Source organism: Paenirhodobacter sp. (genome assembly GCF_041916475.1).
Classification (GTDB): Bacteria; Pseudomonadota; Alphaproteobacteria; order Rhodobacterales; family Rhodobacteraceae; genus Rhodobacter.
This window is the reverse complement of sequence record NZ_JAYRZN010000006.1, coordinates 39505-63655: the sequence shown is the minus strand read 5'-3', so window position 1 is coordinate 63655 and position 24151 is coordinate 39505. Positions and strand designations below refer to the sequence as shown.

22 protein-coding genes are annotated in these 24151 nt (G+C 69.1%); 8 read left to right on the top strand and 14 right to left on the bottom strand.

Annotated features, from left to right (window positions below):
* Positions 1 to 130: 130 nt before the first annotated feature.
* The 3 genes from ACOMG5_RS03930 to ACOMG5_RS03920 all read right to left on the bottom strand — a co-directional run bounded on the left by ACOMG5_RS03930 (position 131) and on the right by ACOMG5_RS03920 (position 2333).
* The gene (locus ACOMG5_RS03930) at positions 131 to 400 is read right to left on the bottom strand and encodes an acylphosphatase (protein WP_420342477.1); all 270 of its coding nucleotides are present in this window, start codon (positions 398 to 400) and stop codon (positions 131 to 133) included.
* 55 nt (positions 401 to 455) lie between these two features.
* Positions 456 to 1658, bottom strand: coding sequence for an aminopeptidase P family protein (locus ACOMG5_RS03925; protein WP_420342522.1), 1203 nt, complete (start codon positions 1656 to 1658; stop codon positions 456 to 458).
* Between the two features lie 198 nt (positions 1659 to 1856).
* Positions 1857 to 2333, bottom strand: coding sequence for an Lrp/AsnC family transcriptional regulator (locus ACOMG5_RS03920; protein WP_420342476.1), 477 nt, complete (start codon positions 2331 to 2333; stop codon positions 1857 to 1859).
* A gap of 138 nt (positions 2334 to 2471) precedes the next feature.
* Here ACOMG5_RS03920 and ACOMG5_RS03915 point away from each other — a divergent pair, with 138 nt between their 5' ends.
* Together ACOMG5_RS03915 and ACOMG5_RS03910 are read left to right on the top strand one after the other, a co-directional pair.
* Positions 2472 to 3491: a 1-aminocyclopropane-1-carboxylate deaminase gene (locus tag ACOMG5_RS03915; protein ID WP_420342475.1), complete on the top strand. Its 1020-nt coding sequence runs from the start codon at positions 2472 to 2474 to the stop codon at positions 3489 to 3491.
* Between the two features lie 69 nt (positions 3492 to 3560).
* Positions 3561 to 4376, top strand: a complete 816-nt coding sequence (locus ACOMG5_RS03910) for a sulfite exporter TauE/SafE family protein (protein WP_420342474.1) — start codon at positions 3561 to 3563, stop codon at positions 4374 to 4376.
* 15 nt (positions 4377 to 4391) lie between these two features.
* Here the strand turns inward: ACOMG5_RS03910 and dapA are convergent, their stop codons facing one another.
* Positions 4392 to 5264 carry a 4-hydroxy-tetrahydrodipicolinate synthase gene (dapA, locus tag ACOMG5_RS03905; RefSeq protein WP_420342473.1) on the bottom strand — a complete coding sequence of 291 codons (873 nt, stop codon included), beginning with the start codon at positions 5262 to 5264 and terminating at the stop codon, positions 4392 to 4394.
* Between the two features lie 164 nt (positions 5265 to 5428).
* Between dapA and ACOMG5_RS03900 the strand changes: the two genes are divergently transcribed.
* On the top strand, positions 5429 to 7492 hold the full coding sequence (locus ACOMG5_RS03900) for a transglycosylase SLT domain-containing protein (protein WP_420342472.1): 2064 nt from the start codon (positions 5429 to 5431) through the stop codon (positions 7490 to 7492).
* Here ACOMG5_RS03900 and ACOMG5_RS03895 read toward each other — a convergent pair.
* Positions 7483 to 8367, bottom strand: coding sequence for a DMT family transporter (locus ACOMG5_RS03895; protein WP_420342471.1), 885 nt, complete (start codon positions 8365 to 8367; stop codon positions 7483 to 7485). The two genes, ACOMG5_RS03900 and ACOMG5_RS03895, sit on opposite strands and share 10 nt — an antisense overlap.
* Positions 8364 to 9029, bottom strand: coding sequence for a tRNA (5-methylaminomethyl-2-thiouridine)(34)-methyltransferase MnmD (gene mnmD, locus ACOMG5_RS03890; protein ID WP_420342470.1), 666 nt, complete (start codon positions 9027 to 9029; stop codon positions 8364 to 8366). The genes ACOMG5_RS03895 and mnmD overlap by 4 nt, the downstream gene beginning before the upstream one ends.
* 68 nt (positions 9030 to 9097) lie before the next feature.
* Here mnmD and ACOMG5_RS03885 point away from each other — a divergent pair, with 68 nt between their 5' ends.
* Positions 9098 to 10135 carry an NAD(P)/FAD-dependent oxidoreductase gene (locus ACOMG5_RS03885; protein WP_420342469.1) on the top strand — a complete coding sequence of 346 codons (1038 nt, stop codon included), beginning with the start codon at positions 9098 to 9100 and terminating at the stop codon, positions 10133 to 10135.
* An 863-nt stretch (positions 10136 to 10998) separates the two neighbouring features.
* On the opposite strand, the gene ACOMG5_RS03880 is transcribed toward ACOMG5_RS03885, so the two are convergent.
* The 8 genes from ACOMG5_RS03880 to ACOMG5_RS03845 form a co-directional block, all read right to left on the bottom strand.
* Positions 10999 to 12030 carry a 2,5-dihydroxypyridine 5,6-dioxygenase gene (locus ACOMG5_RS03880; RefSeq protein ID WP_420342468.1) on the bottom strand — a complete coding sequence of 344 codons (1032 nt, stop codon included), beginning with the start codon at positions 12028 to 12030 and terminating at the stop codon, positions 10999 to 11001.
* Between the two features lie 26 nt (positions 12031 to 12056).
* Positions 12057 to 12572 (bottom strand): flavin reductase family protein, encoded by a 516-nt coding sequence (locus ACOMG5_RS03875; RefSeq protein WP_420342467.1) that lies wholly within the window; start codon positions 12570 to 12572, stop codon positions 12057 to 12059.
* The gene (locus tag ACOMG5_RS03870; protein WP_420342466.1) at positions 12569 to 13675 is read right to left on the bottom strand and encodes an AbrB family transcriptional regulator; all 1107 of its coding nucleotides are present in this window, start codon (positions 13673 to 13675) and stop codon (positions 12569 to 12571) included. The genes ACOMG5_RS03875 and ACOMG5_RS03870 overlap by 4 nt, the downstream gene beginning before the upstream one ends.
* Entirely contained in the window at positions 13672 to 14979 is a 1308-nt protein-coding gene (locus ACOMG5_RS03865) for an amidase (protein WP_420342465.1), read from the bottom strand. Before ACOMG5_RS03865 ends, ACOMG5_RS03870 begins: the two co-directional genes overlap by 4 nt.
* A 10-nt stretch (positions 14980 to 14989) precedes the next feature.
* Positions 14990 to 16426, bottom strand: a complete 1437-nt coding sequence (locus ACOMG5_RS03860; protein WP_420342464.1) for an amidase — start codon at positions 16424 to 16426, stop codon at positions 14990 to 14992.
* 6 nt (positions 16427 to 16432) lie between these two features.
* Entirely contained in the window at positions 16433 to 16831 is a 399-nt protein-coding gene (locus tag ACOMG5_RS03855) for a nuclear transport factor 2 family protein (RefSeq protein WP_420342463.1), read from the bottom strand.
* 55 nt (positions 16832 to 16886) lie between these two features.
* A complete protein-coding gene (locus ACOMG5_RS03850) occupies positions 16887 to 18380 on the bottom strand; it encodes a 4-hydroxyphenylacetate 3-hydroxylase N-terminal domain-containing protein (RefSeq protein ID WP_420342462.1) in 1494 nt (497 codons plus the stop codon).
* A gap of 442 nt (positions 18381 to 18822) precedes the next feature.
* Positions 18823 to 19245: a hypothetical protein gene (locus ACOMG5_RS03845; protein ID WP_420342461.1), complete on the bottom strand. Its 423-nt coding sequence runs from the start codon at positions 19243 to 19245 to the stop codon at positions 18823 to 18825.
* An 85-nt stretch (positions 19246 to 19330) separates the two neighbouring features.
* Between ACOMG5_RS03845 and ACOMG5_RS03840 the strand changes: the two genes are divergently transcribed.
* The 4 genes from ACOMG5_RS03840 to ACOMG5_RS03825 all read left to right on the top strand — a co-directional run bounded on the left by ACOMG5_RS03840 (position 19331) and on the right by ACOMG5_RS03825 (position 24141).
* Positions 19331 to 20365: a putative B6 ABC transporter substrate-binding protein gene (locus tag ACOMG5_RS03840; RefSeq protein WP_420342460.1), complete on the top strand. Its 1035-nt coding sequence runs from the start codon at positions 19331 to 19333 to the stop codon at positions 20363 to 20365.
* Positions 20366 to 20420: 55 nt separating this feature from the next.
* Positions 20421 to 21971, top strand: coding sequence for a putative B6 ABC transporter ATP-binding protein (locus ACOMG5_RS03835; protein WP_420342459.1), 1551 nt, complete (start codon positions 20421 to 20423; stop codon positions 21969 to 21971).
* A gap of 34 nt (positions 21972 to 22005) precedes the next feature.
* Positions 22006 to 23106, top strand: coding sequence for a putative B6 ABC transporter permease subunit 2 (locus tag ACOMG5_RS03830; RefSeq protein WP_420342458.1), 1101 nt, complete (start codon positions 22006 to 22008; stop codon positions 23104 to 23106).
* A 99-nt stretch (positions 23107 to 23205) separates the two neighbouring features.
* Positions 23206 to 24141 (top strand): putative B6 ABC transporter permease subunit 1, encoded by a 936-nt coding sequence (locus ACOMG5_RS03825; protein WP_420342457.1) that lies wholly within the window; start codon positions 23206 to 23208, stop codon positions 24139 to 24141.
* The last annotated feature ends 10 nt before the right edge of the window (positions 24142 to 24151 follow it).

Below are 24151 nucleotides of genomic sequence, written 5' to 3'. Positions count from 1 at the left end.
CAAGAGGTTCGGGGTGAGATTAGCGGGTGATGCGGCGGGGTCTGCACTGCCGCCGGGGCGCCTGCGGCGCGATCGGCCCCATGCGCTAGTTTGCTCATGGTTTCATCGGCTTCGGTGAAATTTGCGGCACTCAGGGAACATTTCGCGCGCCTTCCGGCCCGATTGATTCGCGGTCCACCGTCTCCACCCATACCCCGATCGGGCCCAGCGAACAGCCGAGCTCCATCGCATCGACCAGATCCGGCGGCCCGCCGACGGTCAGCTCCAGCCGGCCCGCGGAGCGCGGCCCCATCCGCGCCTGCAAGCCCAACCGGGCCGCATGGCGCGCGATCCAGGCCGGGAATTCCGGCGCGCCGACATCGCCCGACAGGACGAAACGTTCGTGGATGATGGCGGCCATGGTTCCCTCGCGGACAGCGCCCGGATCCTAGATCCGCCATCCGCGAGGGGCAATCTCAGATCACGTTATGGGCCGGGCCGTAGGGGTAGCCGGTGATGTCCTCGGCGCCATCGGCGGTGATGAACAAGATGTCGTGCTCGCGGTAGCCGCCCGCGCCGGGCTGACCCTCGGGGATGGTCAGCATCGGCTCCATGCTGATCACCATGCCGGGCTCCAGAACGGTGTCGATATCCTCGCGCAGCTCCAGCCCGGCCTCCCGGCCATAGTAGTGCGACAGCACGCCGAAGCTGTGGCCATAGCCGAAGGTGCGGTATTGCAGCAGGTCGCGCTCCGCCAGGAACCCGTTGATCTGGGCCGTAATTTCCGCGCAGGAGGCGCCCGGGCGCAAAAGGCTCATGCCGTATTCATGGGTTGCCACATTGGCCTCCCAGACCGCGCGCGCGGCATCGTCCACCTCGCCCACGAACAGCGTCCGCTCCAGCGCGGTATAATAGCCCGAGATCATCGGGAAGGTGTTCAGGCTGAGGATATCGCCCCGCTGCAGCACCCGCCCGGTGACGGGATTATGCGCGCCGTCGGTGTTGATGCCGGACTGGAACCAGACCCAGGTATCGCGGTATTCGGCATCCGGAAAGCGGCGCGCGATCTCCAACTCCATCGCGTCGCGCCCGGCCATGGCGATGTCGATCTCGCGCAGGCCCGGGCGGATGGTTTCGCGGATCGCGAAGCCGCCCACATCCGCCACCGCCGCCCCCGCGCGGATAAGATCCAGCTCTGCCTGCGATTTGCGCATCCGCTGCCGCATCGTCGCGGGTGCGATATCCACCAGCCCCGCCGGCTGCAGGAAGGCGCGCAGCTTTTCCGCCTGCAGCAGGCTCAGGTGATCGGCCTCATGGCCCAGCACGCAGCCCGGTCCGGTAACCGACAGGATCGCGCGCCAGTAATTGTCGCGCGCCCAGTCGGTATAGGTGATGTTGTCGCCATGGCAGCGCCGCCAGGGCTGCGCGGCGTCGATCCCGGCGCTGATCGTCACGCAGTCCTGCGCCGTCACCACCAGCGCATAGGGGCGCCCGAAAGCGCAATACAGGAAGCCGGAGTAATAGGCGATGTTGTGCATGGAGGTGAGCACGCAGGCCCCGACCCCGGCCTCAGCCATGCTGGCGCGCAGGCCCGCAAGCCGCGCCTCGTATTCGGCGGGCGCGAAGGGCAGCACCCGGTCGCCCTGGTGGAAGCGGTACATCTGTGGCCGTTCGGCCATGATCTTGGTGTGGTTCGTCATGTCAGACCCTCGGAAATGGGGCCCGGCTTTGCCTGCGAGACCCCGAAAGGTCCCGGCGTTCAGGACAACTGCAGCATCGCTGCGAGCGGCGGGGTTCCCCCCTGCGACGACGCCATCGTCACGGCTCATGGCCACAGTAGCCCAGCCCCTGCCCGCCGCGCAAGGATTTCGCGCGCCTCAGAACGGCAGCAGCCCGTCGCGCTTCACCTCGCGGATGACGAAGAAGGTGCGGATCTGACGTACACCCGGCAGGGCGATCAGCTGCTCCGCATGCAGGCGGTTGAAATCCTTCATGTCGCCCACGCGGACCTTCAGCAGATAGTCGAAATCCCCGGCCACCAGGCTGCATTCCAGCACCACCTTCATCCGCGTGACGGCCGCCTCGAAGGCCGCGAAGCTGTCCGGCGTGGAGCGGTCGAGCACCACGCCCACCATCACCAGTGCGCCGAGGCCCACATGCTCGGGCGTCACCAGCGCGCGCACGCCGCCGATCACCCCGGCCTCCTGCAGCCGCTGCGTGCGCCGGTGGCAGGTCGCAGCGCTCAGGTTTACCTTCTGCGCCAGATCGGCATTGGTGATCCGCCCATCCGCCTGCAAGGCGCGCAGGATGGCGAGATCGATTCGGTCCAGATCCGGAATGATGGCTTCTTCCATTTTTAATCCTGTATTCGGATCATTCATTCATTTTGTACCTCATCTAATTAACTTCATGAAATCCTGAGACTCAACTTCCGAAGCACCTTTCAGCGCAGCCCCGCTACTCTCCGGCCAAACGACCAACAGGAGAGCCCGATGTCGCTTCTTGATAAATTCGAACGCTACCCGCTGACCTTCGGACCGACGCCGATCGAGCATCTGCCGCGCCTGAGCGCGGAGCTCGGCGGCAAGGTGGAGATCTACGCCAAGCGCGACGACTGCAACTCCGGCCTGGCGATGGGCGGCAACAAGCTGCGCAAGCTCGAATACATCATCCCCGATGCCATCGCCGAGGGCGCGGATACGCTCGTCTCCATCGGCGGCGTGCAATCGAACCATACCCGCATGGTCGCGGCGGCCGCCGCCAAGATCGGCATGAAATGCGTGGTGGTGCAGGAGAAATGGGTGCCCCATTACGACGCGGTCTATGACCGGGTGGGCAACATCCTGATGACCCGGCTGATGGGCGCGGATTCGCGTCTGGTAGAGGACGGCTTCGATATCGGCATCCGCAAGAGCTGGGAAAACGCCATCGATTCCGTGCGCCAGCAGGGCGGCAAGCCCTATGCGATCCCGGCCGGCGCCTCGGTGCACAAATATGGCGCGCTCGGCTACATCGGCTTCGCCGAGGAAGTGGCGCAGCAGGAGGCGGAGCTGGGCTTCACCTTCGATTACATCGTCGTCTGCGTGGTGACGGGCTCGACCCAGGCCGGGATGATCGTGGGCTTCGCCGCCCAGGACCGGGCCGAGCGCGTGATCGGCATCGACGCCTCCGGCACCCCCGCGCAGACCCGCGCCCAGGTGCGGCAGATCGTCGACAATGCCGCGGATCTGTTGGAGCTCGGCCGCGCCGTGCGCGAGGACGAGATCGTCATCCTGAACGACTACGCCTACCCCGCCTATGGCGTCCCCTCCGAGGAGACCAACGACGCGATCCGCCTCGCCGCGCGCACCGAGGCAATGATCACCGACCCGGTCTATGAGGGCAAATCCATGCAGGGCCTGATCGACCTGACCCGGAAGGGCTACTTCCCCGAAGGCTCGAAGGTGCTCTATGCCCATCTCGGCGGCGCCCCGGCGATCAACGGCTACAGCTACTACTACCGCGAGGGCTGATCCCCGCGCGGCACTGGCATGGCGGGCCGAAATCCGCCATGACTGCCGCAGCATATCGGGGAGGGGCGCATGGCATCCGGATTGATCCTGTTATCGGTGATCGCCGCCGCGGGGGCGGTCGCCGGGGTGGTCTCGGGGCTTCTGGGCATCGGCGGCGGCATCATCCTGGTGCCGGCGCTGCTCTATGTGTTCGGCGCCATGGGGTATCATTTCGACCAGATCATGCAGGTCTGCGTCGCCACGTCCACCGGCACGATCATCTTCAATTCGCTGCGCGCGATCCATGGCCACAGCAAGCGCGGCGCGGTGGATTTCGGGCTGATGCGCAGCTGGGGCCCGTTCATCGCCATCGGCTCCGTGCTGGGCGTACTGGTGGCCACGGCGCTGCATTCGCGCGAATTGCAGCTGGTCTTCGGCTGCATCGGCTTTGCGCTCGGGTTCTACATGGCCTTCGGGCGGCGCGACTGGCGGATTTCGGATGTGCTGCCGGGGCCTTGGTTGCGCAGTGTCTATGCATCGCTGATCGGGTTCTTCTCGGCGATCATGGGCATCGGCGGCGGCTCCTTCACCGTGCCACTGCTCAGCGCCTACAACGTGCCGCCGCATCGCGCCGTGGCCACCTCTTCGGGCTTCGGCCTGCTGATTTCCATTCCGGCCTTCGTGGCCTTCCTCGCCTCGGGCTGGCGGCTGGAGGGGCGCCCGCCCTACACGCTCGGCTATGTGAACCTGCCTGCGGTGGCGCTGATCACGCTGGCCTCCACGCTCACCGTGCCGCTGGGCGTGAAGCTCGCGCACCGGCTCAGCCCCGCGCAGCTGCGTGTGGTGTTTGCCTGCACGATCCTGGTTCTGGCGGGCAATATGCTGCGCAAGGCGCTCATCGGCTGAGCGCCTTGGCGTTAGTCAGAGCAGGCCTGCGTGCAGGAGCGCCGCGTCGATCTTCGCCGCGGTCTCCGGCGTGACGTCGGTGAGCGGCAGCCGCACCTCGGCCGCGCAGAGCCCGAGCCGCGACATCGCATATTTCGCCCCCGCCACCCCCGGCTCCAGGAAGATCGCCACATGCAGCGGCATCAGCAGGTCCTGGTATTCGAGCGCACGGGCATAATCCCCGGCCAGCGTCGCCGCCTGCATTTCCGCGCAAAGCTTCGGCGCCACGTTCGCGGTGACGGAGATGCAGCCCACACCGCCCATGGCGTTGAAGCCGACCGCCGTCGCATCCTCGCCCGAGAGCTGCACGAATTCCGCGCCGCAGGTCATGCGCTGCTTCGCCACCCGCGCGAGGTCGCCCGTCGCATCCTTCACCCCGACGATGCGCGGCAGCTTCGCCAGCTCGCCCATGGTCTCCGGCGTCATGTCCACGACGGAGCGGCCCGGGATGTTGTAGATCACGATCGGCAGGCTGGAGGCATCATGCATCGCGGTGAAATGCGCCACCATGCCGCGCTGCGTCGGCTTGTTGTAATAGGGCGTCACCACCAGCGCCGCATCCGCGCCCGCCTTTTCCGCATGGCGGATCAGCTCGACGCCCTCGGCGGTGGCATTGGAGCCCGCGCCCGCGATCACCGGAATCCGGCCGGCGGCGGCCTTCACCACCTCTTCGATGACCAGCCCGTGCTCCTCGTGGCTGAGCGTCGGGCTCTCCCCGGTGGTGCCCACCGGCACGAGCCCGTTCGAGCCCTGCGCGATATGCCATTCGACCAGTTTTTTCAGCGTGTCCAGATCCAGCGCGCCGTTCTTGAACGGCGTGATGAGTGCGGGGAAAGACCCTTTGAACATGACACGCTCCTGGAATTCGGGCGGATTCGCCCGGTTGAAATCGCGCGGACCATAGGCGAGGCGCCGCGCCTTGCCAACTTGTGAATTGCATCGACACATCTATCCGGGCAACAAGGAGAAAACAGAGCAGCACCATGATCCGAACTCCTGCCCGAGCCACCCTGATGGCGGCCCTGATGGCCGCAGGCTGCGCCTTTGCAGCCCTGCCCGCCTCTGCGCAGGAGGCGCCCGCAGCGCTGCCGCAGCCCGATGCCGGCGCGGCCCCGCCCGATGCCGCCCCGCCTGAAGCCACCCCGGCCCAGCCCGACCCGGCCGGGCTCGCCCGGCTGGCCTTCCGCCGGGCGCTGGCACTGGCAGATCGCAACGACTGGACCTTCGCGCGGGCGGAGGCGCAGGCCGCGGGCCCGGTGCAGGCCGATGTGATCGAATGGATGCGGCTGCGCAGCGGCGATGGCCAGTTTGCCGATTTCGCGGCCTTCGATGCACGCAATGCGGATTGGCCGGGCATGGAGCTTCTGCGCCGCAAGGCCGAGGAAAAGCTGACCGAGGCCGCCCCGGCCACGGTGGTGGCCTGGTTCGCCCATACCCAGCCGCAAACGGGCCAGGGGGCGATGTCGCTGATGGCGGCGCTGCAGGCGCAGGGCCGCGACGATGCCGCCCGCGCCGTGGCCGAGGCCAGCTGGCGCAGCCTGCGCCTGACCGAGGCCGAGGAGACGGCCTTCCTCGCCCGCTACGGCGATATCCTCGCGCCCTGGCATGGCGGCCGGATGCAGGCGATGCTCGATCGCGGCGAGACCGCCCAGGCGCAGCGCCTGCTGCCGCTGGTGACGCCCGGCACCCGCGCCGTGGCCGAGGCGCGCATCGCGCTGCAGCGCAAGGCCAACGGGGTCGATACCCTGCTGAATGCCATTCCCGAGCATATGGAAGAAACCCCCGGCCTGGCGCGCGACCGGGCCACCTGGCGCTGGCGCAACAGCCTGGAGCCCGGCGCGGCCGATATCGTGCTGGAGCGTTCGGACAGCGCCGAGAGCCTCGGCGACCCGGCCGCCTGGGCGAAGCTGCGCGCGCAGCTGGCGCGGTTCTTCCTGCGGCAGGGGGATGCGCGGCTGGCCTACAAGCTCGCCGCGCGGCACCGGATGGAGCCGAAGGGCGGCGACTGGGCCGATCTGGAATGGCTGTCGGGCTATGCGGCGCTGAAGCTCGGCGATGCGCCGGTGGCGCTGCGGCACTTCGACCGGCTGGCCGAGAGCGTCGGCAGCCCGATCAGCGCCGCGCGCGCGGCCTATTGGCGCGGCCGCGCGCTGGAAATCCTCGGCCGGCTTGACGATGCCCAGGCCGCGTTCCGCACCGGCGCACAGTGGCAGACGGCCTATTATGGGCTTTTGTGCGCGGAGCGCGTGGGTGCGCCGCTGGACCCGGGCTTTGCCGCGCCCGCGCCCCTGCCCGCCTGGCATGGCGGCAGCTATACTGCATCAGGCGTGTTCCAGGCGGCGCAGCTCCTGCACGAGGCCGGGGCCGAAGAGCTCGCCGCGCGCTTCATCCTGCATCTGGAGGAGAGCCTGCCCGCCGAGCAGATCCCGCCGCTCGCGGCTCTGGCCGAAGACTGGGGCGATGCCTATCTGGCGCTGTCGCTCGCCAAGCGCGCGGCCGAGGGCGGCGCGGTGCTGGTGCAGGCCTATTACCCGCTGCCCACGCTCACCACAGATGCGCTCGGCGTGCCCGAGGAGCTGGCGCTGGCCATCGCCCGGCGCGAGAGCGAATTCGACCCGGCCGTGATCAGCCATGCCGGGGCGCGCGGGCTGATGCAGCTGATGCCCGGCACGGCCAAGCTGATGGCCACGGCGGTTGGCCTGCCTTACGATCAGGGCCGCCTGACCACCGACCCGACCTACAACCTGCAGCTCGGCAGCGCCTATCTGGCAAAGCTGCGCAGCGAATTCGGCAGCTCGCCGGTGCTGGTGGCCGCGGGTTACAACGCCGGGCCCGGGCGGCCGCGCCGCTGGATCGAGGATCAGGGCGACCCGCGCCTGCCCACTGTCGACGTGGTCGACTGGGTAGAGATGATCCCCTTCACCGAGACCCGGAACTATGTGATGCGCGTGGCCGAAAGCCTGCCCGTATATCGCGCGCGCCTCGGCCTGAACGACACCGGGCCCGTGCGCTTCACCGAGGAGCTGCGCGGCACGCCGCCCTTGCCGCAGGACGTGGCCCCGCCCGATCAGCCCTGACGCGCGGCCCGCGCCTTCTGCCGCTCGCGCCAGATGGTGAACAGCCCTGCCCCCACCGTGAGCGTAGCGCCGAGCACCACGTTGCTGCGCAGCACATCGCCGAAGACCAGCATCCCCATCGCAGCCCCCCAGACCAGCTGCAGATAGGCGATCGGCTGCAGAGTGGAGGCTTCGGCGATCTCATAGGCCTTGATCATCAGCCAGTGCCCCGCCACCCCCATCACGCACAAAAGCGCCATCCAGGCCCAGTCGCCCGCGCTCATCGGCTGCCAGAACCACAGGCCCACCGCGCTCGAGGCCACCACACCCGCGATCCCCGTCCAGAAGAACGACACCGCGCCACTGTCATCGCGCGCGACATAGCGCGTGGCCAGCGCATAGACGGCGAACATCCCCGCCGCCAGCAGCGGGATCAGCGCATCGGTGGAGAACACGCCCCCCGTCGGGCTCAGGATGATCAGCACGCCCACCAGCCCGACGCCGATCGCCGTCCAGCGCCGCCAGCCGACCTTTTCGCCCAGGACCGGCCCCGACAGCGCCGCCACGATCAGCGGATAGCAGATGAACACCGAATGCGCATTGATCAGCCCGATCCGCACGAAGGCGATGATCATCACATAGATTTCCGCCACCAGCAGCAGCCCGCGCATCGCCTGCAGCCAGGGATGCGCCGTGCGCGCCGCCGTCCGCACGCCACCGGGCGCCCGCGCCGCCAGCGCCAGCACGAACAGCGCGAAGAACCAGTAGCGCACCATCACCACCAGATAGACGTTGTACGTGCCGGCGAGGTGGCGCGAAATCCCGTCCTGCAGGGCGAAGATGACCGTGGTGGCGACCATCATCATCACGCCCTTGCGGGTATCTTGCATGATCATGCCATCACTCCGCGGCTCATGTGGCGTTTGCCCGCGAAGCCCGGGGCGCGACTGACCGCGAAGCCCGCGGCGGCAAGGCCGCGGCGCACGAAGCCCGCGGCGGTATAGGTGGCGAAGGTACCGCCCGGCGCGGTATGGCGCCCGACCTCGGCCATCAGCGCCTCGCCCCACATCTCGGGGTTCTTCGCCGGAGAGAAGCCATCGAGGAACCAGGCATCCGCCTGCCCCTCCCAGGCGGCCAGCGTCACGCGCGCATCGCCCGCGATGATCTCGGCCGAGACCTGGCCCAGCGTGAAGCGCCGCTCCCCGCGCCCCCAGGCCGCGATCATTGGTGCTGCGAAGCCATGGGCCTCGGGGAAGGCCTGCAGCGCGCGCTCCATCTCCGCGCCAGACATCGGGAAGGCCTCGAGGGACGTGAAGCGCACCGGCACCTCGGCCATCAGCGCGAGGGCGATCAGGTTCAGCCCGGTGCCGAAGCCCAGCTCCGCCACCCGGAACCCCGGCCGCAGCCGCTCTGGCAGGCCGTTGCCGGACAGGAACACATGGCGGGTCTCGTTCAGGCCGCCGGCGAGGCTGAAATACGGATCGTCGAACCGCGTCGAGACGGGCGTGACCCCGTCGCGCCAATCGAGCGCCGCAGGGCTCTGGTCAGGGGAAGGCATCAGGGGTAGTCCGTGGGGATGGCGGGGCGCGGGTGCCCCTGCGGCCAGATAGGAGCAAAGGTCAGCCGATGGCAAGGGCAGAACGGGTCACGGTGCGGGGCGGCGGCATCTTCGGCCTGGCCTGTGCCTGGGAATGCGCCCGCCGGGGCGCGCGGGTCACGCTGGTGGAGCCGCGCCGGGTGGGGGCCGGGTCTTCGGGCGGCACGGTCGGCGCGCTGGCGCCGCATGTGCCCGAGCAGTGGAACCCGAAGAAGCAGTTCCAGCTGGAGAGCCTGCTGATGGCAGCCGAGTTCTGGGCCGGGGTGGCGCGGCTGGGCGGCGACCCGGGCTATGCGAGGACTGGCCGGATCCAGCCGCTGGCCGATGCCGAGGCCGTGGCCCGCGCCGAGGCCCGCGCCGCGGGCGCACGGGCGCATTGGGGCGATGCGGCCGTCTGGCGGGTGGCGGAGGCGGCCGAATTCGGCTTCGCGCCGGAGGCGCCGAGCGGCTTCGTGGTGCATGATACGCTCACCGCACGCGCGGCCCCGCGCGCGGCCTGTGCGGCCCTCGCGCGGGCGCTGCGGGCAGTGGGCGGCGAGATTTTGGCGGAGGCGCCGGATGCGGGCGCGGTGATCCATGCGACCGGATGGGAGGGGCTGCGGGAGCTCTCGGACGCGCTCGGGCGGCCGGTGGGCAACGGGGTGAAGGGGCAATCGGCGCTCCTGCGCCATGCCGCGCCCGATGCGCCCCAGATCTATGCCGAGAGCGTCCATATCGTGCCGCATGCCGATGGCACCGTGGCGATCGGCTCTACCTCGGAGCGCGATTTCGACGCCCCGGGCAGCACCGATGCCGCGCTGGAGGCCCTGATCGCCAGGGCGCGCGCGCTCTGCCCCGCGCTGCAGGCGGCCCCGGTGATCGACCGCTGGGCCGGGGTTCGGCCGCGGGCGCGCAGCCGGGCGCCGATGCTGGGCCCCTGGCCGGGCCGGCCGGGGCATTTCATCGCCAATGGCGGCTTCAAGATCGGCTTCGGCATGGCGCCGAAGGTGGCGCAGGTGATGGCCGATCTGGTGCTGGAGGGCCGCGACGGCATCCCCGAAGGGTTCCGCGTTTCGGATAATCTCTGATCCACCACAGCTGAAGCCTGGCTTCGGCGCGGCTTTCGCAGAGGGCTTTACCGGCACCGAAACCCGGGGAAGAGGCCCGGTTCGTCCATCCGGGCCTGCAGGCAGGCTCCCGGCCCGAGGACCGCTTCGCGAGACCCGACGGGGTGCCCCGGCGGCTGGCAGGCGCGCGGCTGCCTTTGTATTTTGACCCGGCTCCGGCCGCCCGATGCGGCGCGGGGTCGTCTGATCCGGGCGGCGCCGGGGTAGAGTTCCTTAGAGCGCCAGATCCGGGTCCCCGCTCCGCTTCAGCCCGCGCGACCACCGCAGCCGGTGCCGCGAACCCGTTCTCCGGGCGGGGCGATGGATGGCTGGTACGGGCCCATCAAACTGCGCAAGGCGATTGCGGCGCGGCATGGAGCTGTTGAAGGCCACTTTTCCGGTGATGGCGCCCCGGTGAACATGCCAGCTTCCGTTCGCCCCGAGAAGCGTGCATTCGCACACAATCTCCGGGCCGCGGAGAGATACGATGCTTCACTGCGCATGCGCGCTCGGCCCTATGCCGGGCATCCCCACCCGGCGCCCTTCTCCCGGATCGGAGTGGCGCCGGGCACGAAGGTCGGCGCTGTCGGGCGCGGGCGGCCGATTCCACGACACGCCGCCCGGCGCGCGCACCCGAGACATGCGACGGGCACATGGAGCCGCTCGCGATTAAGCAGCAAAGGCCGGGCCGAGACTGCGCGGGCGGCGCTGGCTGCTGAGAGAGGCGGCAGCCCGCTTCGTCATGGCAATGGCCGCGAACGCCGCACCCCCCAGCCTGGCAGTCAGGGCGGGGGCACCGGGAGCCGGGCCGGGCCCCAAGGCCGGGTCCCCGCCGCCGCCAGCCTTCAGGCCACCACCCGGCCATCCACCGTCATCGGCACCCCGTCGAGCGAGAGCGAGCAGCCGCGCAGCGGGATATCCAGGTGGCAGGGCGTATCGCGGCTGCCGCCGGCTTCGGTATTGGGCCCGGTGGAGAACAGGAAGTTGCCCGCAAAGCAGCGGCTGTCCATGCTCAGCGCCGCCTCCCGGTCATAGAGCCCGAGCGTGGTCCAGCTGGCGCGCTGCTCCAGCCCCCAGCCGACATGGGCCATGGCATAGGCATCGGGGTCGTCGAAACTGTCCATGAAGGCCTTCATGTATTCGGCCGTCACCCCGCCCCGGATTTCGGTGACGAAGCCCTTCTCCACCGTCAGGGAGACCCGGTCGCGGGCGTAATGCTTGAACGGCAGCAGGATATCGCCCTCGTCGATGACGATCACACCCTCCGCGCTGCCCTCGTCGGGCCAGCGCGCGATCATGCAGCTCGGCCAGTGGTCCCAGCGGCCGGGCTCGTCCGCGAGGCCATATTGCATCAGCACCGGATATTGCCCGAGCCCGCAGCGGAAATCCGTCCCGGCCTTCGAGGTCACCGTCATCTGCCGCGCGGGCTCCATGTAGCGGTTCGCCGCGATCACCTTCGCTTTCGCTTCGGGGGTGGGGATCATGCGCAGCATGGTCTCGGGCGGCTCCACCGCCAGCAGCATCCGCGTCCCGGTCTTCAGGATCTGCTCCTGCTCCTTGGAGAACAGAAGCTGCATCGTGTCGATCACCATGTCGGCGGCCTTAAGCCCTGCAAGCGCCGCGGTGTTGAAGGCGAGCGGCGTCTTCCCCACATAGCCCGACTTGTCGCGGCTGAGCGCCACGTCGCCATTGATCGGCGGCAGGTGGATCAGCGTCAGCACGCCCCCCAGAAGCCCCACCGCGATCCGTGCGGAATTGACGATCTGCATGTTGCTGTCGTCGCTCATCAGGATGGCGACCTGCTCTCCCGCGCGCAGGTTGCACTGCTCCAGCACGTTCTTCCAGGCAATCACCATGTCGGCGTCGCTGATGGCCATATGCGTTCTCCTGTGCGTCGCGATTGTCAGACGGCGACCGAGCGCAGCGCCCGGTCGTAATGCAGCAGCGGCCGGGCGGAGGGGGTGAGCAGCACCTCCTCCACCGTGCCGAAAAAGATCGTGTGGGTGCCCATCTCCACCTGAGAGGAGACCACACAGGCGATGGAGGCGAGCGCGCCCTGAAGCGCGAGCCCCGCGCCATGGCAGGGCCGCCATTCGAAGGGCGAGAACTGCTCCGCCCCGCGCAGCCCGCCCTGGCCTGCGAAGGTCATGCAGGCGGCCTCCTGCCCCTCGGCCAGCACGTTCACGCAGAACCGCCCGGCCGCGCGCATCATCGCATTGGTGCCGCCCTCGCGGTTGATGCACACGAGGATCGTCGGAGGGTCCATCGTCACCGAGGTGAAGGCGGTGGCGGTGACGCCGCGCCGCTCCGCCCCCGCGCCGGTGGTGACCACGGTGACCCCGGCCGCATAATGGCGCATCGCCGCCTTCAGGCCTTCGGCCGGGTCGTCCATGCGCAGCGTTCCGCAATCCATCGTCATTGTCGGCTCCCTTCGGGATGAATCTCCGCGGCCGGGGCCACCCGGCGCCAGGAAATGCGTTGCAGCAGCAGATGCAGGATCGAGGGCCCGCAGAGCACCACGGTGAGGAGGCGCACCGTCTGGAAGGCGAGCACGATCGAGACATTGGCGTGGCTCGCCACGGCAAGCAGGCTCATCGTCTCGATGCTGCCGGGCGCGGTGGAGAGGAAGGCCGTGGCCGGATCGAGCCCGAGCGCCACCGCGAGGCCCGCCGCCAGCACGCCGCCGCAAGCCAGCATCACCACATTCGCCAGCAGCACCACCGGCATCAGCCGGATCACATGGCCGAGCATCTGCCGGGTGAACAGCAGGCCCACCTCCATGCCGATGATGATGAAGGTCAGGTCCAGCAGCCGCGGCGGCACCCAGAGCCGGGCGAGGCCGAAGCCCTCGATCAGCGCGCCGAGCACCATCGGCACCAGCATCCCCCCCGCAGGCAGCCATTTCAGCCGCGCCGAGGCGAGCGAGAGCAGGATCAGCCCGAGGCTCAGCGCCAGCGCCTGCGGCTCCGAGGAGACCGGGATCACCGGCGCCGCAGTCGGCCCTTCGGGCAGCAGCCGCGACACGAAGGTGACCGCGATGATCACGAAGGCCAGCCGGCAATATTGCATCAGCGCGACGATCCGGCTGTCGATGCCGCGCTCATGCGCGATGATCACCATCGCCCCCGACATGCCCGGCAGGCTGCCGAACACGGCGGCATCGGCCGCGATCCCGGCCCAGCGGTTCAGCGCCCAGCCGGTGGCGAAGGAAATCGCCAGCGTCATCGCCGTGACCAGCGCCACCAGCGGCAGATGCGCCGCCATATCCGTATAGATCCCGGGCTTCAGCGAGGTGGCGATGAACACCCCCGCCGCCCCCTGCGCCAGCACATAGACCGGGCGCGGGTTGCGCAGGCTGACGCCCCCTGCCGTGGCCGCGATCATGCCGCCCGCCATGCCGCCCAGGAGCGGCGCCGCCGGAAAGCCCAGCAGCACGAACAGCCCCCAGAGCAGGCAGACGAGGAGCGTCACCCCCGCCCATTGCCGGGCGCGCGCTGGCGTGGGGAGGCGGAAACGGCTCATGCGGCGGTCCAGCCATAGCCGAGCGCCGCCTCTGCGCGCAGCGCGGCGGCAAGGGTCAGCGCATCGGCGCCGCGCCGCCCGACCAGCTGCACCCCCACCGGCAGGCCGCCATGACGCAGCGCGGGCAGCGTGACCGCGGGCATCTGGAACAGGGTCCAGGGCGTATTGAAGGCCGGGTCGCCGGTGCTTTCGAGCCCCTCGGGCGCCACATCGGCCGCCGCAGGCACCAGCAGCACATCCACATCCGCCATCAGCGCCGCCATGGCCTGCGCCCGGGCATCGCGCCAGGCGAGGGCAGCATCATACTCCGCCGCGGTGACGGCCGCTTTCGCGGCCAGGAAATCGCGGGTGACGCCGGTGAGGGAGACCAGCTCCGAGGTCCGCTCATAGGCCAGCGCGGCGGCGACCTCGAAGCCCATGACCCGGTGATGCGCCTCGTGCACTTCGGCGAACCACTCCGGGGTCTCGAGCGCAACCACGCGCACCCCCGCATCGCGCAGCGCCTTTTCGGCCGCGGCCAGCGCGGCCAGCGTGCCGGGGCCGGCCTTCTCGAACGGTGCCGGGCGGAACAGGCCCACCCGCAGCTGCTCGGCCGGGGCCACTTCGGCCAGCGCCGGCCTGCGCCCGAGCACCGCCGCCGCCAGCGCCGCATCGCGCACCGAGCGGGTCAGCAGGCCGAGCGTATCGAGGCTCTGCGCCAGCACCTTCACCTCGGCCGGGTTGATCAGGCCGATCGTGGGCTTGTAGCCCACCACGCCGCAATAGGAGGCCGGGCGGATCACCGAGCCCGCCGTCTGCGTGCCGAAGGCCAGCAGCGCCATCCCCGCCCCCACCGCCGCACAGGAGCCGGAGGAAGAGCCGCCCGGCGTGCGCGCGGGGTCATGCGGGTTGCGGGTCTTGCCCGGGCTCGCCATGGCGAATTCGGTCGTCACCGTCTTGCCCAGCACGAGCGCCTGCGCGCCCCGGGCAAAGGCCACGCAGGGCGCATCGCAGACGGTGCGGCTCCCGGCATAGGAGGCATTGCCATAGCCCGTGGGCATATCATGCGTGGCAATCACATCCTTCACCCCGAGCGGCACCCCTGCCAGCGGCCCGGTGGCGCCCGCCCGGTCCAGCGCATGGGCCGCGCGCAATACCTGCTCCGGATTGAGATATTCGAACGCCCGCACCTCGGCCTCGCGCGCCGCGATCCGGTCCAGATAAGCCTCGGCGATGGCGGTGGCGGTGGTCTGCCCGGCGCGCAGAGCCGCGCTCAGTGCGGTGGCATCCAGGGGCAGGATCTCGGCGGAGGACAGGGTCGGCATGGGGTCTCTCTCAGGATTGGGGCCGCGCGGGGCGGAACTGGGCCCAGGGGGCGGCGCGCTCGATCTGGCCTGCCAGAGCGAACAGGGTCTCGTCTTGCCCGAAGCCCGCGCCCAGATGCACGCCGACGGGCAGGCCCGAGGCGAGGAAGCCGAAGGGCACCGACATCGCCGGGCAGCCGGAGGCATTGAAGGCGCAGGTGAAGGGGCTGTGCGCCCAGAACCGGTCGTAGAAGGCCTCCAACGTCTGGCCGGAGCTGGCCATTTCGCCATGCGGCGGCGCGGGCTCCGCCGCCACCGGCGAGAGCAGGATATCGTAGCGCGCGAAGAAGCGGCCGAGGTCGCGCGCGGTCTGGTGCAGCTGGTTGACCGCGGCGAGATAGTCGCGCGCGCTCAGCCGCAGCGCCCGGCGCACCCATTCGGCATTCACCGGCTCCAGCGCCGCGGGCGGATCCGCAAGCCCGAGCGCCGCGCCGCGCGCCATCACCGCCGAGGCGACTCCGGTGCCCGGGATCACCTGCCAGGCGGTCTTGAGCGCATGGCCATCGTAGCCCGCGCCCGCGACCTCCTCCACCTCATGCCCGAGGCTTTCGAGCAGATCCGCCGCAGCCCGCACCCGGGCCACGATCTCCGGATCGACCGGGGTTCCCACCGGCGAGGCCAGCGTCATGCCGATGCGCAGCCGCCCCGGATCGCGCGCGGCGGCGGCGCGGAAGCTGCCCTGCTGCGGCGGCTGGCCATAGGGATCGCCCTGATCCGGCCCTGCCGTGAGATCAAGGAGCGCCGCACTGTCGCGCACCGAGCGGGTCAGCGCATGCGGCGTGGACATCCCCGCGATCGCCTCCACCGCCACCGGGCCCAGCGGATTGCGCATCCGGCTCGGCTTGAAGCCGAACAGGTTCGTATGCGCGGCGGGCAGCCGGGTGGAGCCCGCCCCGTCCGAAGAATTCGCGAAGGGCAGCAGCCCCGCCGCCACCGCCGCCGCCGACCCGCCCGAGGAGCCGCCCGGCGAATGGCCGCGCTTCCAGGGGTTGTGCGTCGGGCCGAAGGCCGCGGGCTCGGTCGCGAAACTGAGCGCGAATTCGGGGGTATTGGTCTTGCCGAGGATCACGAGCCCGGCCGCGCGGTAGCGCGCCACCAGCGTGCAATCCGCCGCGGACATACAGCCCCGGAACAGCGCCGATCCGGTCGAGAGCTCCATCCCGGCCACATCGAGCCCGGTGTTCTTGATCGCGAAGGGCACGCCGCGGAACGGACCATCGGCCAGCCCCTGCGCCAGCTGCGCACGCGCCAGATCGAAATGCGGATGCACGATGGAATGGAGCGCCGGGTCCTCGGCCTCGATCGCGGCGATAGCGGTCTCCAGCACTTCGGCCGCAGACACAGCGCCCGTGCGGATCAGCGCGGCCAGCGCCGTCGCGTCCAGGTCCCGGTATTCGTCGAAGGTCATGGCGGCCTACCGGATCTGGGCAAGGAAGGCGTCCTTGTCCCAAAAATCCGCCGTGGCGGCGATCTGGCCATCGGCCAGGGTGAAGTGATGCACCCCCGGCAGGCTGACATGGCGCGGGCTGCGGTCAGTCACATCGGCGCGCGGCATATAGGTGCCGGTCATCACATAGCGCACCAGCACATGCGCGCCGGAGCGGATCCGCTCGACCTCGGTCCAGCGCACATCGGGCAGCATTCCGGCAAAGCCGCGCAGCCCCGCCTCCAGCGCCGCATGGCCGCTGCGGCTCTTGTCCATCGCGGCCTCGAAATGGCCTGCCTCCGGCGCATAGAGCGCCACCGCGGCGGCCCAGTCGTGGCGGTTGTAGGCGTCGTAGAAGGCGCCGATCAGGGCCTGCGCTTCGGGCATGTCCGTCTCCGTCCTCGCGGATGCGCGCCCCCGGCGAAGGGGGCGCGCGGGCCGCTTACCAGTCCATCCCGGCGAGCGTCTTGACCTGATCGACGAAGGCGGCGCGGTCCACCTCGTCATGAAGGCGCGCGCGCAGCCGCGGCGCCGGGCTCGAGTTCACGTTTTCGAACAGCGCGACCCGGCCCGCCAGCGCACCGCTGGTCATGTCCCAGATGAAGTTCATCAGATGCTCTTTCTGCATCGCCGAAACCCCGTGCCCGGGCAGCAGGTCGTTCAGGTAATGCCCGATCTCGGGGTTCTTGAACGCCGCCTCGCCGAAGCGCATTACCAGGCCCTGACCGCACAGCTCCTGCAGGATATGGATGATCCGGGGGTAATGCTCGATCGAATAGAGCCGCCCGGCGGTGAGCATGCCCACATCCGGGGTCAGCACACCCGCCTCGGTGTACACCGCCTTGGCCTCGGCCGCATGGACGAAGGCGCGCAGCGTCTGCTGATACTGCACGAGCTCGCCCAGCATCTGCTGCACCGCCGGGATCTTGCCGGTGCCCAGCACATCGAGCACCATCTGCCCCGCGCCGACGAACAGCTCCGATTTCACCGCGAGCCGGGTGAGCACGTGCCAGTGGGCAAAAACGCAGACCGGCCCGTACCAGGACATGCCATCGGGATCGCCCAGATTGAAGATCCGGTCCTTCGGCACGAAGACATTGTCGAAGATGATGAACTGGTCCGCTTCCTCGCCCAGCGACGAGACCGGATGGTCGAACTTGCTCGATCCGGGCTGCGAGACCATCTCGCGCGAGATCATGCGGATGCCGTCGGTCGCGATCGGCACCGCGCCCCAGACGCAGGCTTCGGGCGGGGTGGTGGTCAGGCCGCCGAGGTTGGTGAAGAAGATGTCATTGGCCTGCGCAGCGATGGAGCCCACCGTCTTCGCGCCCGAGACATAGATCCCGTCCTTCGTGGCCCGGGTGACGCGCAGGAAGGCGGCCTCGGCGGCCTTCGGGTTGGAGCGGTCCGTCTGCGGGCCGGCGAGGCTCTCGGAGGCGGTCAGGTTGTTCTGCCGGCCGAACTCCATATAGGCTTCGATATTGGCGCCGAAATCCGGGTCGCAGCCCTCGATCAGGGATTTCTTCTTGGCGAAGGTCGGCGCATGCGCGACGAGGCCCGCCACGATCGCGGGCGACAGGTCCGCCGGGCGGCCGAAGGTGCCGCCGGTCTTGAGCGAGGTGTATTCGATCATCTTGCGCCGCGCGGCCAGCTCCTCGGGAGAGCGCGGCACCTGCCAGGCGCGGCTGGAGAGCTCGCCGCTCTCGGGGTGGATGAAGGTGGTGGCCTCGGCGAATTCGGGCTTGAACTGGTCGTCGAAGGTCTCCGCCATCAGCTCGGCGCCGCGCGCGAGGCCCGGCTCGTCGAACACGGTGTCGAGCTTGCGCCCGCCGACCCAGATCTGCCGGCCGTCCTTGAGCGAGTCGAGGAACTCCGCCCCGGTCTTCAGGCGGCTTTCCGTGGCACTCACCTTTGCCGTCGCTTCATGCGCTGTCATGTCTGTCTCCTGGGTTCCCTGTTGGCCGGCGGTTTCCGGCTGGGCATGCCCGGCCGTCCGCCATCATTGGAATCACCAAAACACCACAACCAAACAATCGCAACCAAAAATAATGGTTGCGCAAAAATTCTCCGGGCCGCGCGTATAATTTGGGCGACAGGCGGCGCGGATTCGGGCGGCATTCCTCCCGAAAACGTCTCAAATTCGGGCTATTGATACCCATATAGCGCAAAAATCACGCAAAGCACCGCACGGCAAACAGGCAGCGGATCGGGCAGGGCTTTTCAACCATTATTTCGGTTGCATTCTGTTGACGACCAAAGGTTGACGGATATGGTTGAGCCGTCAACGTGACCCCCCGCCCCCTCGCCGCGCCGCGAGACCTGCCCCGGAGGCCGGAATGCCTGCATGCCCCCTCTGCATTTCCTCCCGGGCCCCGGCGTCAGCGGGGCGCGCAATGCACCTTGTCCACGGATCCGGCGCAGGACAGCTCCGCCCCCACGGCAGCCGCGCCCGCGCGGCGCGGCAGGTCGATCTCATGCCGGCTCGCCCAGGAATCGCCCGCGCCGCCGCACCAGAGCCGCTCCACCGGCATCCGGTCTCCGGCCGCGTTCATCAGATAGACGGCGCCATTCTCCCGGTCCGACCACAGCGCGAAAGCCCCGCTGGCGCCCGGCGCGATCGTGGTCAGATGATCGGAATACCAATGCGCGAGCTTGACATCGCACGAAAGCGGGACCTCACCTGCATTCACCACGCGATAATCCAGCCGCGTCAGCCCCTCGGTGCCCTTGCGGTGGTCGCTCTCCGCATGGGCGGCCTGTGCCAGGAGAAGAATTGCGGTTGCGATAGCAGGAGCCCTCATCGTGACCCGTCCCCATTCGGTTGATCTGGCGCGAAGACCGCAACCGATGCCCGCAAATGTCAACAACCAAACAGGGAACAAGGATATGAGAACCGCATCACCGAACGCGATCGCACGCCTTCTGGGCAGTGCCGCCCTGGCCGCTAGCCTGGCCTTCGCGGCCCAGGCGGAGGACATCAAGAGCATCGCCATCCTGACCCCGGAGCAGGGCACGGATTACGGCTGGAACCAGCAGGGCGTGGAGGGCGCCAAGGCCGCCGCCGCGGCGACCGGCATCGAGGTGATCCTCGCCGAGAACCTGGGCTACGGCGATGTGCGCCCGACGCTGCAGGAGCTGGCCGAGGATGGCGCGGGCCTGATCATCGCCCATGCCAGCGGCTACAACACCGCCGCCCCCGAGGTCGGCGCGCAATACAAGGTCAAGGTCGCGGTGACCGACACGCCGCAATCCATGAAGGCAGGTGCCGTCGCGGATTACACCTCCTCCGGGCATCAGGGGGCCTATCTCGCGGGCGTTCTGGCGGCGAAAATGTCGCGCACGGGCACGGTGGGCATCGTGGTTTCGGGCGAGCCGCCCTCGTGGAACGTGCAGTCGGCCGCCTTCGCCGAGGGCGTGAAGGCGACGAAGCCCGGCATGGTGATCCGCTATGCGGTGATTGGCCCCGCGGCCTATTCCGACGCGGCCGGCGGCAAGCGCGTGACCGAATCGCTGATCGCGGCCGGCGCCGATATCATCTTCGGCCAGGGCAACGGCTCGTCCTTCGGCATGCTGCAGGCGGTGGAGACGACCAAGGCCACCGATGGCGGCAAGGTGTTGTTCATCGACGTGATCGGCGACAAGACCCCGATCGACAAGGGCTATCTGCTGTCCTCGGTGCTGTGGAATCTGGAGCCCGTGTTCGCCGCGATGATCAACGACATCAAGGCCGACAAATACGGCACCCACAACTACGACATCAACCTGAAGGACGGCTCGGTCGACCTGCTGCATACAAAAAACGTGCCGGATGATGTCTGGGCCGAGGTGATGAAGGTGAAACAGGATATCATCGACGGAAAGCTGACCCTGACGCCGAAATACGATGCGGATGCGGTCCATGCGCTGGTGACGGCGAACTGACGGCAATGCCCGGAGGCCCCCGCGGCCTCCGGGACGGACGTGGAAGGAGAGACAGATGGCCGATCCGGCTTTGGCCGATCCGGCGCCGCTGATCGCGCTCAGGGGAGTGACCAAGCGCTATCCCGGCATCGTGGCGAACGACAGCATCGACATGGCGTTCTGGCCCGGCGAAGTGCATGTGCTGCTGGGCGAGAATGGCGCGGGGAAATCCACGCTGGTGAGCATGCTGGCGGGCCTGCAGCAGCCCGACGAGGGCGAGATCGCGCTGGATGGGCAGAAGGTGGCGCTCGGCTCGCCGGAGCGGGCGCTGGAGCTGGGGATCAGCACGGTGTTCCAGCATTCGATGCTGGTGCCCACGCTGACGCTGGCGGAAAATGCGGCCCTCGGCGGGCGCTGGTGGCAAAGGCCCGATCGCGCCGGTTGCGCGGCGCAGATGCGCGAGACTGCGGCGCGGATCGGCGTGGCGCTGCACCCGGAGGCCCTGACGGAGACGCTTTCGCTCGGGGAGCGCCAGCAGGCGGAGATCGTGCGCGCGCTGATGCGGGGCGCGCGGTTCCTGATCCTCGATGAAGCGACGGCGATGCTCACGCCCAATGACGCGGCCCGCCTCGGCCAGCTGATGCGGCGGCTGGCGGCCGATGGGGTCGCGGTGGTGTTCATCACCCACAAGCTGAACGAGGCCATCGACTATGGCGACCGGATCAGCGTGCTGCGGCTCGGGCGCAAGGTCGGCGGGCTCGCGCCCGGGGAGCTGCGCGCGATGGACGCCGCCACCGCCACGCAGCGCATCATCGACCTGATGTTCGGCGCGAACAAGGCCGCGGCCACCGCCGTCCGGCCAGAGCCGGTGGCGCCCGATGCGCCGGTGGTGCTCGAATGCATGGGGCTGCATGTGGAGCAGGCCACGGTGCCGGTGAGCGCGGTCAATCTGCGCGTTTCTGCCGGAGAGATCCTCGGCATCGCCGGGATCGACGGCAACGGCCAGAAGGAATTCGCCGAGGCCCTGGCCGGGCAGCGGCCGCACTCCAGCGGGCGGATCGCGCTCGATGGCGCCTTCATCGACGGGCTGGATGCGGGCGGGCGCCGCCGCGCCGGGCTGCGCTATGTGACCGACGACCGCCTGGGCGAGGGCACCGTTGGCGCCTTCCCCGTCTCTATCAACCTGCTCCTGAAGCAGATCGGCCTGCCGCCGTTCTGGGAGAAGGGCATCGTCCGCCCCGGCCGGATAGACGAGAACGCCCGCAAGATGGTGCGCGATTTCGACATCCGCACCCCTTCCATAGATACGCCGGTGGGCAAGCTGTCGGGCGGCAATATCCAGAAGGTGCTGCTCGCGCGCGAGCTGACCGACCGCGCCCGCGCGGTGATCTTCGCCAAGCCGACCTATGGGCTCGATCTGCACAACATCGCCGCCACCCGCCGCCGGATCCGCGAAGCGGCCGACCGGGGCTGCGCCGCGATCGTGATTTCCACCGAGCTCGACGAGCTTCTGGACCTGTCGAACCGCATCGCGGTGATGTCTCAGGGCCGGATCGTGGGCATCGTCGACAATACCGCCGGGGCGCGTCAGCGGATCGGCGAACTCATGAGCGGGGTGGCCGCATGAGCCGCCTCCCCCGCCCGCAACAAGGACCTTCCGCATGACTTCGGAAACCACGAATGCCGCCCCGGCCGGGCTGCCGCCCCGGGTGCGGGCCGCGCTCTCCACGGTGGCGCTCTCGGTCGGGCCGGTGATCGGCGCCTTCGTGCTCTCGGGCCTGGTGCTGCTGATCATGAAGGTGAACCCGCTCGATTATTACGGCTATGTGTTCCAGCGCGGGCTGCTCTCGCCCTCGGGTGTGCAGGCCACGCTGACCCGGATGGGCCCGCTCCTGCTGATCGCGGCGAGCCTGATCGTCGCCTTTCGCGCGGGCCTGTGGAACCTGGGCGGGGATGCGCAATTCCTGATCGGGGCGGTCTTCGTCGCGGCGCTGGCGCCACTGATGGTGCAGGTGCTGCCGGTCTGGCTGGTGCTGGTGCTGTCGATGCTGATCTCGATGGTGTTCGGCGCGCTCTGGGGGCTCCTGCCCGCGATCCTGCGCGCCTATCAGGGCATCAACGAGATCATCACCACGCTGATGATGAACTTCCTCGGCATTTCGCTCGCAAGCGCGCTGGTGAAGCTCGCCTTCGCCGATCCGGCCACCACCGTGCCGCAGACCCGCACCCTCGCGGTGGAGGACCGGCTGCCCATGCTGTTCGGCACCAATATCTCCTCGGGGCTTCTGGTGGGCATCGTGGTGATCCTCGCCGTGCACTGGATGATGACGCGCACGGCCTTCGGCCTGCGGCTGCGGGTGGTGGGGGCGAATGCCGCCGCCGCAACCCATGCCGGGCTCTCGGTGCCGCGGCTGACCATCGCGGTGTTTGCGATTTCGGCGGGCCTTGGCGGGCTCGCGGGGGCGGTGGCGATCCTCGGCCAATACGGCAATGTGCGGGCGGACTGGAACCCGGCCTATGCCGATACGATCGTGCCGCTGGTGTTCCTCGCGCGGTTCAACGGCTATGCCGCGATCGGCTATGTATTCCTGTTCTCGGCGCTCGGGATCGGCTCGGAAAGCGCGGCGCGCAGGCTCGATGTGCCGAACTATTTCACGCTGATCACCGTGGCGCTGCTGCTGGTGCTGCTCGCCGTCACCGAATTGTGGAGCGCGCGGCGCCGCGCGCGGGAGGGGGGGGGTGTTTCAGGGTGTGTTGACTGATTGCCTCCTGTTCGCGCGGCTTGGGGGCGTGGCGGGGGGGGGCGCGCGCCCCCCCCGCTGGGGGGCGCGCGGGGCGCCGCGCGCGGAAGGGGGTCTGAGATGCAGGGTCTGTTCACGGATGCCTTCCTGATCGCGCTGATTGCGGGCGTGGTGGCGGCGACGGTGCCGCTCCTGCTCGCGGGGCTGGGCGAGCAGATCTCCGAAAAGGCCGGGGTGCTGAACATCGGCATCGAGGGGATGATGATCGCCGGGGCCTATTCCGGGTTCTATTTCGCCTGGGCGAGCGACAACCTCTGGCTCGGCTTCCTCGGCGGGGCCTTCGGCGGCATGGTGGTCAGCGCGCTGATGGCGCTGTTCTGCGTGCGGATGGGGCTGAACCAGATCGTCGTCGGCATTGCGCTCACGCTCGGCGCGCAGGGCGCGACCTCGCTTCTGCATTACGAGCAGTTCTCGAAGCTCTATCCGCGGCTCTCGGTGATGGAGCCGCTGCCGGTCCCGGGCCTTTCGGCGATCCCGGTGATTGGCCCCGCACTCTTCGCGCGCGAGCCGGTGGTCTATCTCGCCTTCCTGATGGTGCCGCTGTTCGTCTGGCTGTTCCGGCGCACGCAGCTCGGGCTGATGCTGCAGGCCGCGGGCGACAAACCCGCCGCGCTCGATACCGCCGGGGTCAGTGTGCTGAAGATCCGCACCATCGCGGTGATGGCCACGGGGGCGCTGGTGGGCCTCGGCGGCGCCTTCATGGCGATTGTCGCGGCGGGGGTGTTCGTGCCGTTCATGACCCATGGCAATGGCTATATCGGCATCGTTCTGGCCATGCTGGCGCGGGGGCGGCCCACCTGGGTGCTGGGCGGGGCGCTGGTGTTCGGGGCCTGCCTCTCGGCCACCACCGCGTTGCAGGTGGCCGGGGTATCGGTGCCGACGGATATCATCCAGATGCTGCCCTTCGCGGCGGTGATGGCGGTGCTGCTCCTCGCCGGGCGCAAGGCCCGGCTGCCGGCGGCGCTCGGCCTCGCCTATACCCGCGGCGAGCGCTGAGCACCTCTTC

Excerpts from the sequence above, each read along its gene's own strand:
- ACOMG5_RS03930 (WP_420342477.1), bottom strand. The coding sequence starts at position 400 with ATGGCCGCCATCATCCACGAACGTTTCGTCCTGTCGGGCGATGTCGGC.
- ACOMG5_RS03925 (WP_420342522.1), bottom strand. The coding sequence starts at position 1,658 with ATGGCCGAACGGCCACAGATGTACCGCTTCCACCAGGGCGACCGGGTG.
- ACOMG5_RS03920 (WP_420342476.1), bottom strand. The coding sequence starts at position 2,333 with ATGGAAGAAGCCATCATTCCGGATCTGGACCGAATCGATCTCGCCATC.
- ACOMG5_RS03915 (WP_420342475.1), top strand. The coding sequence starts at position 2,472 with ATGTCGCTTCTTGATAAATTCGAACGCTACCCGCTGACCTTCGGACCG.
- ACOMG5_RS03910 (WP_420342474.1), top strand. The coding sequence starts at position 3,561 with ATGGCATCCGGATTGATCCTGTTATCGGTGATCGCCGCCGCGGGGGCG.
- dapA (WP_420342473.1), bottom strand. The coding sequence starts at position 5,264 with ATGTTCAAAGGGTCTTTCCCCGCACTCATCACGCCGTTCAAGAACGGC.
- ACOMG5_RS03900 (WP_420342472.1), top strand. The coding sequence starts at position 5,429 with ATGGCGGCCCTGATGGCCGCAGGCTGCGCCTTTGCAGCCCTGCCCGCC.
- ACOMG5_RS03895 (WP_420342471.1), bottom strand. The coding sequence starts at position 8,367 with ATGATCATGCAAGATACCCGCAAGGGCGTGATGATGATGGTCGCCACC.
- mnmD (WP_420342470.1), bottom strand. The coding sequence starts at position 9,029 with ATGCCTTCCCCTGACCAGAGCCCTGCGGCGCTCGATTGGCGCGACGGG.
- ACOMG5_RS03885 (WP_420342469.1), top strand. The coding sequence starts at position 9,098 with ATGGCAAGGGCAGAACGGGTCACGGTGCGGGGCGGCGGCATCTTCGGC.
- ACOMG5_RS03880 (WP_420342468.1), bottom strand. The coding sequence starts at position 12,030 with ATGGCCATCAGCGACGCCGACATGGTGATTGCCTGGAAGAACGTGCTG.
- ACOMG5_RS03875 (WP_420342467.1), bottom strand. The coding sequence starts at position 12,572 with ATGACGATGGATTGCGGAACGCTGCGCATGGACGACCCGGCCGAAGGC.
- ACOMG5_RS03870 (WP_420342466.1), bottom strand. The coding sequence starts at position 13,675 with ATGAGCCGTTTCCGCCTCCCCACGCCAGCGCGCGCCCGGCAATGGGCG.
- ACOMG5_RS03865 (WP_420342465.1), bottom strand. The coding sequence starts at position 14,979 with ATGCCGACCCTGTCCTCCGCCGAGATCCTGCCCCTGGATGCCACCGCA.
- ACOMG5_RS03860 (WP_420342464.1), bottom strand. The coding sequence starts at position 16,426 with ATGACCTTCGACGAATACCGGGACCTGGACGCGACGGCGCTGGCCGCG.
- ACOMG5_RS03855 (WP_420342463.1), bottom strand. The coding sequence starts at position 16,831 with ATGCCCGAAGCGCAGGCCCTGATCGGCGCCTTCTACGACGCCTACAAC.
- ACOMG5_RS03850 (WP_420342462.1), bottom strand. The coding sequence starts at position 18,380 with ATGACAGCGCATGAAGCGACGGCAAAGGTGAGTGCCACGGAAAGCCGC.
- ACOMG5_RS03845 (WP_420342461.1), bottom strand. The coding sequence starts at position 19,245 with ATGAGGGCTCCTGCTATCGCAACCGCAATTCTTCTCCTGGCACAGGCC.
- ACOMG5_RS03840 (WP_420342460.1), top strand. The coding sequence starts at position 19,331 with ATGAGAACCGCATCACCGAACGCGATCGCACGCCTTCTGGGCAGTGCC.
- ACOMG5_RS03835 (WP_420342459.1), top strand. The coding sequence starts at position 20,421 with ATGGCCGATCCGGCTTTGGCCGATCCGGCGCCGCTGATCGCGCTCAGG.
- ACOMG5_RS03830 (WP_420342458.1), top strand. The coding sequence starts at position 22,006 with ATGACTTCGGAAACCACGAATGCCGCCCCGGCCGGGCTGCCGCCCCGG.
- ACOMG5_RS03825 (WP_420342457.1), top strand. The coding sequence starts at position 23,206 with ATGCAGGGTCTGTTCACGGATGCCTTCCTGATCGCGCTGATTGCGGGC.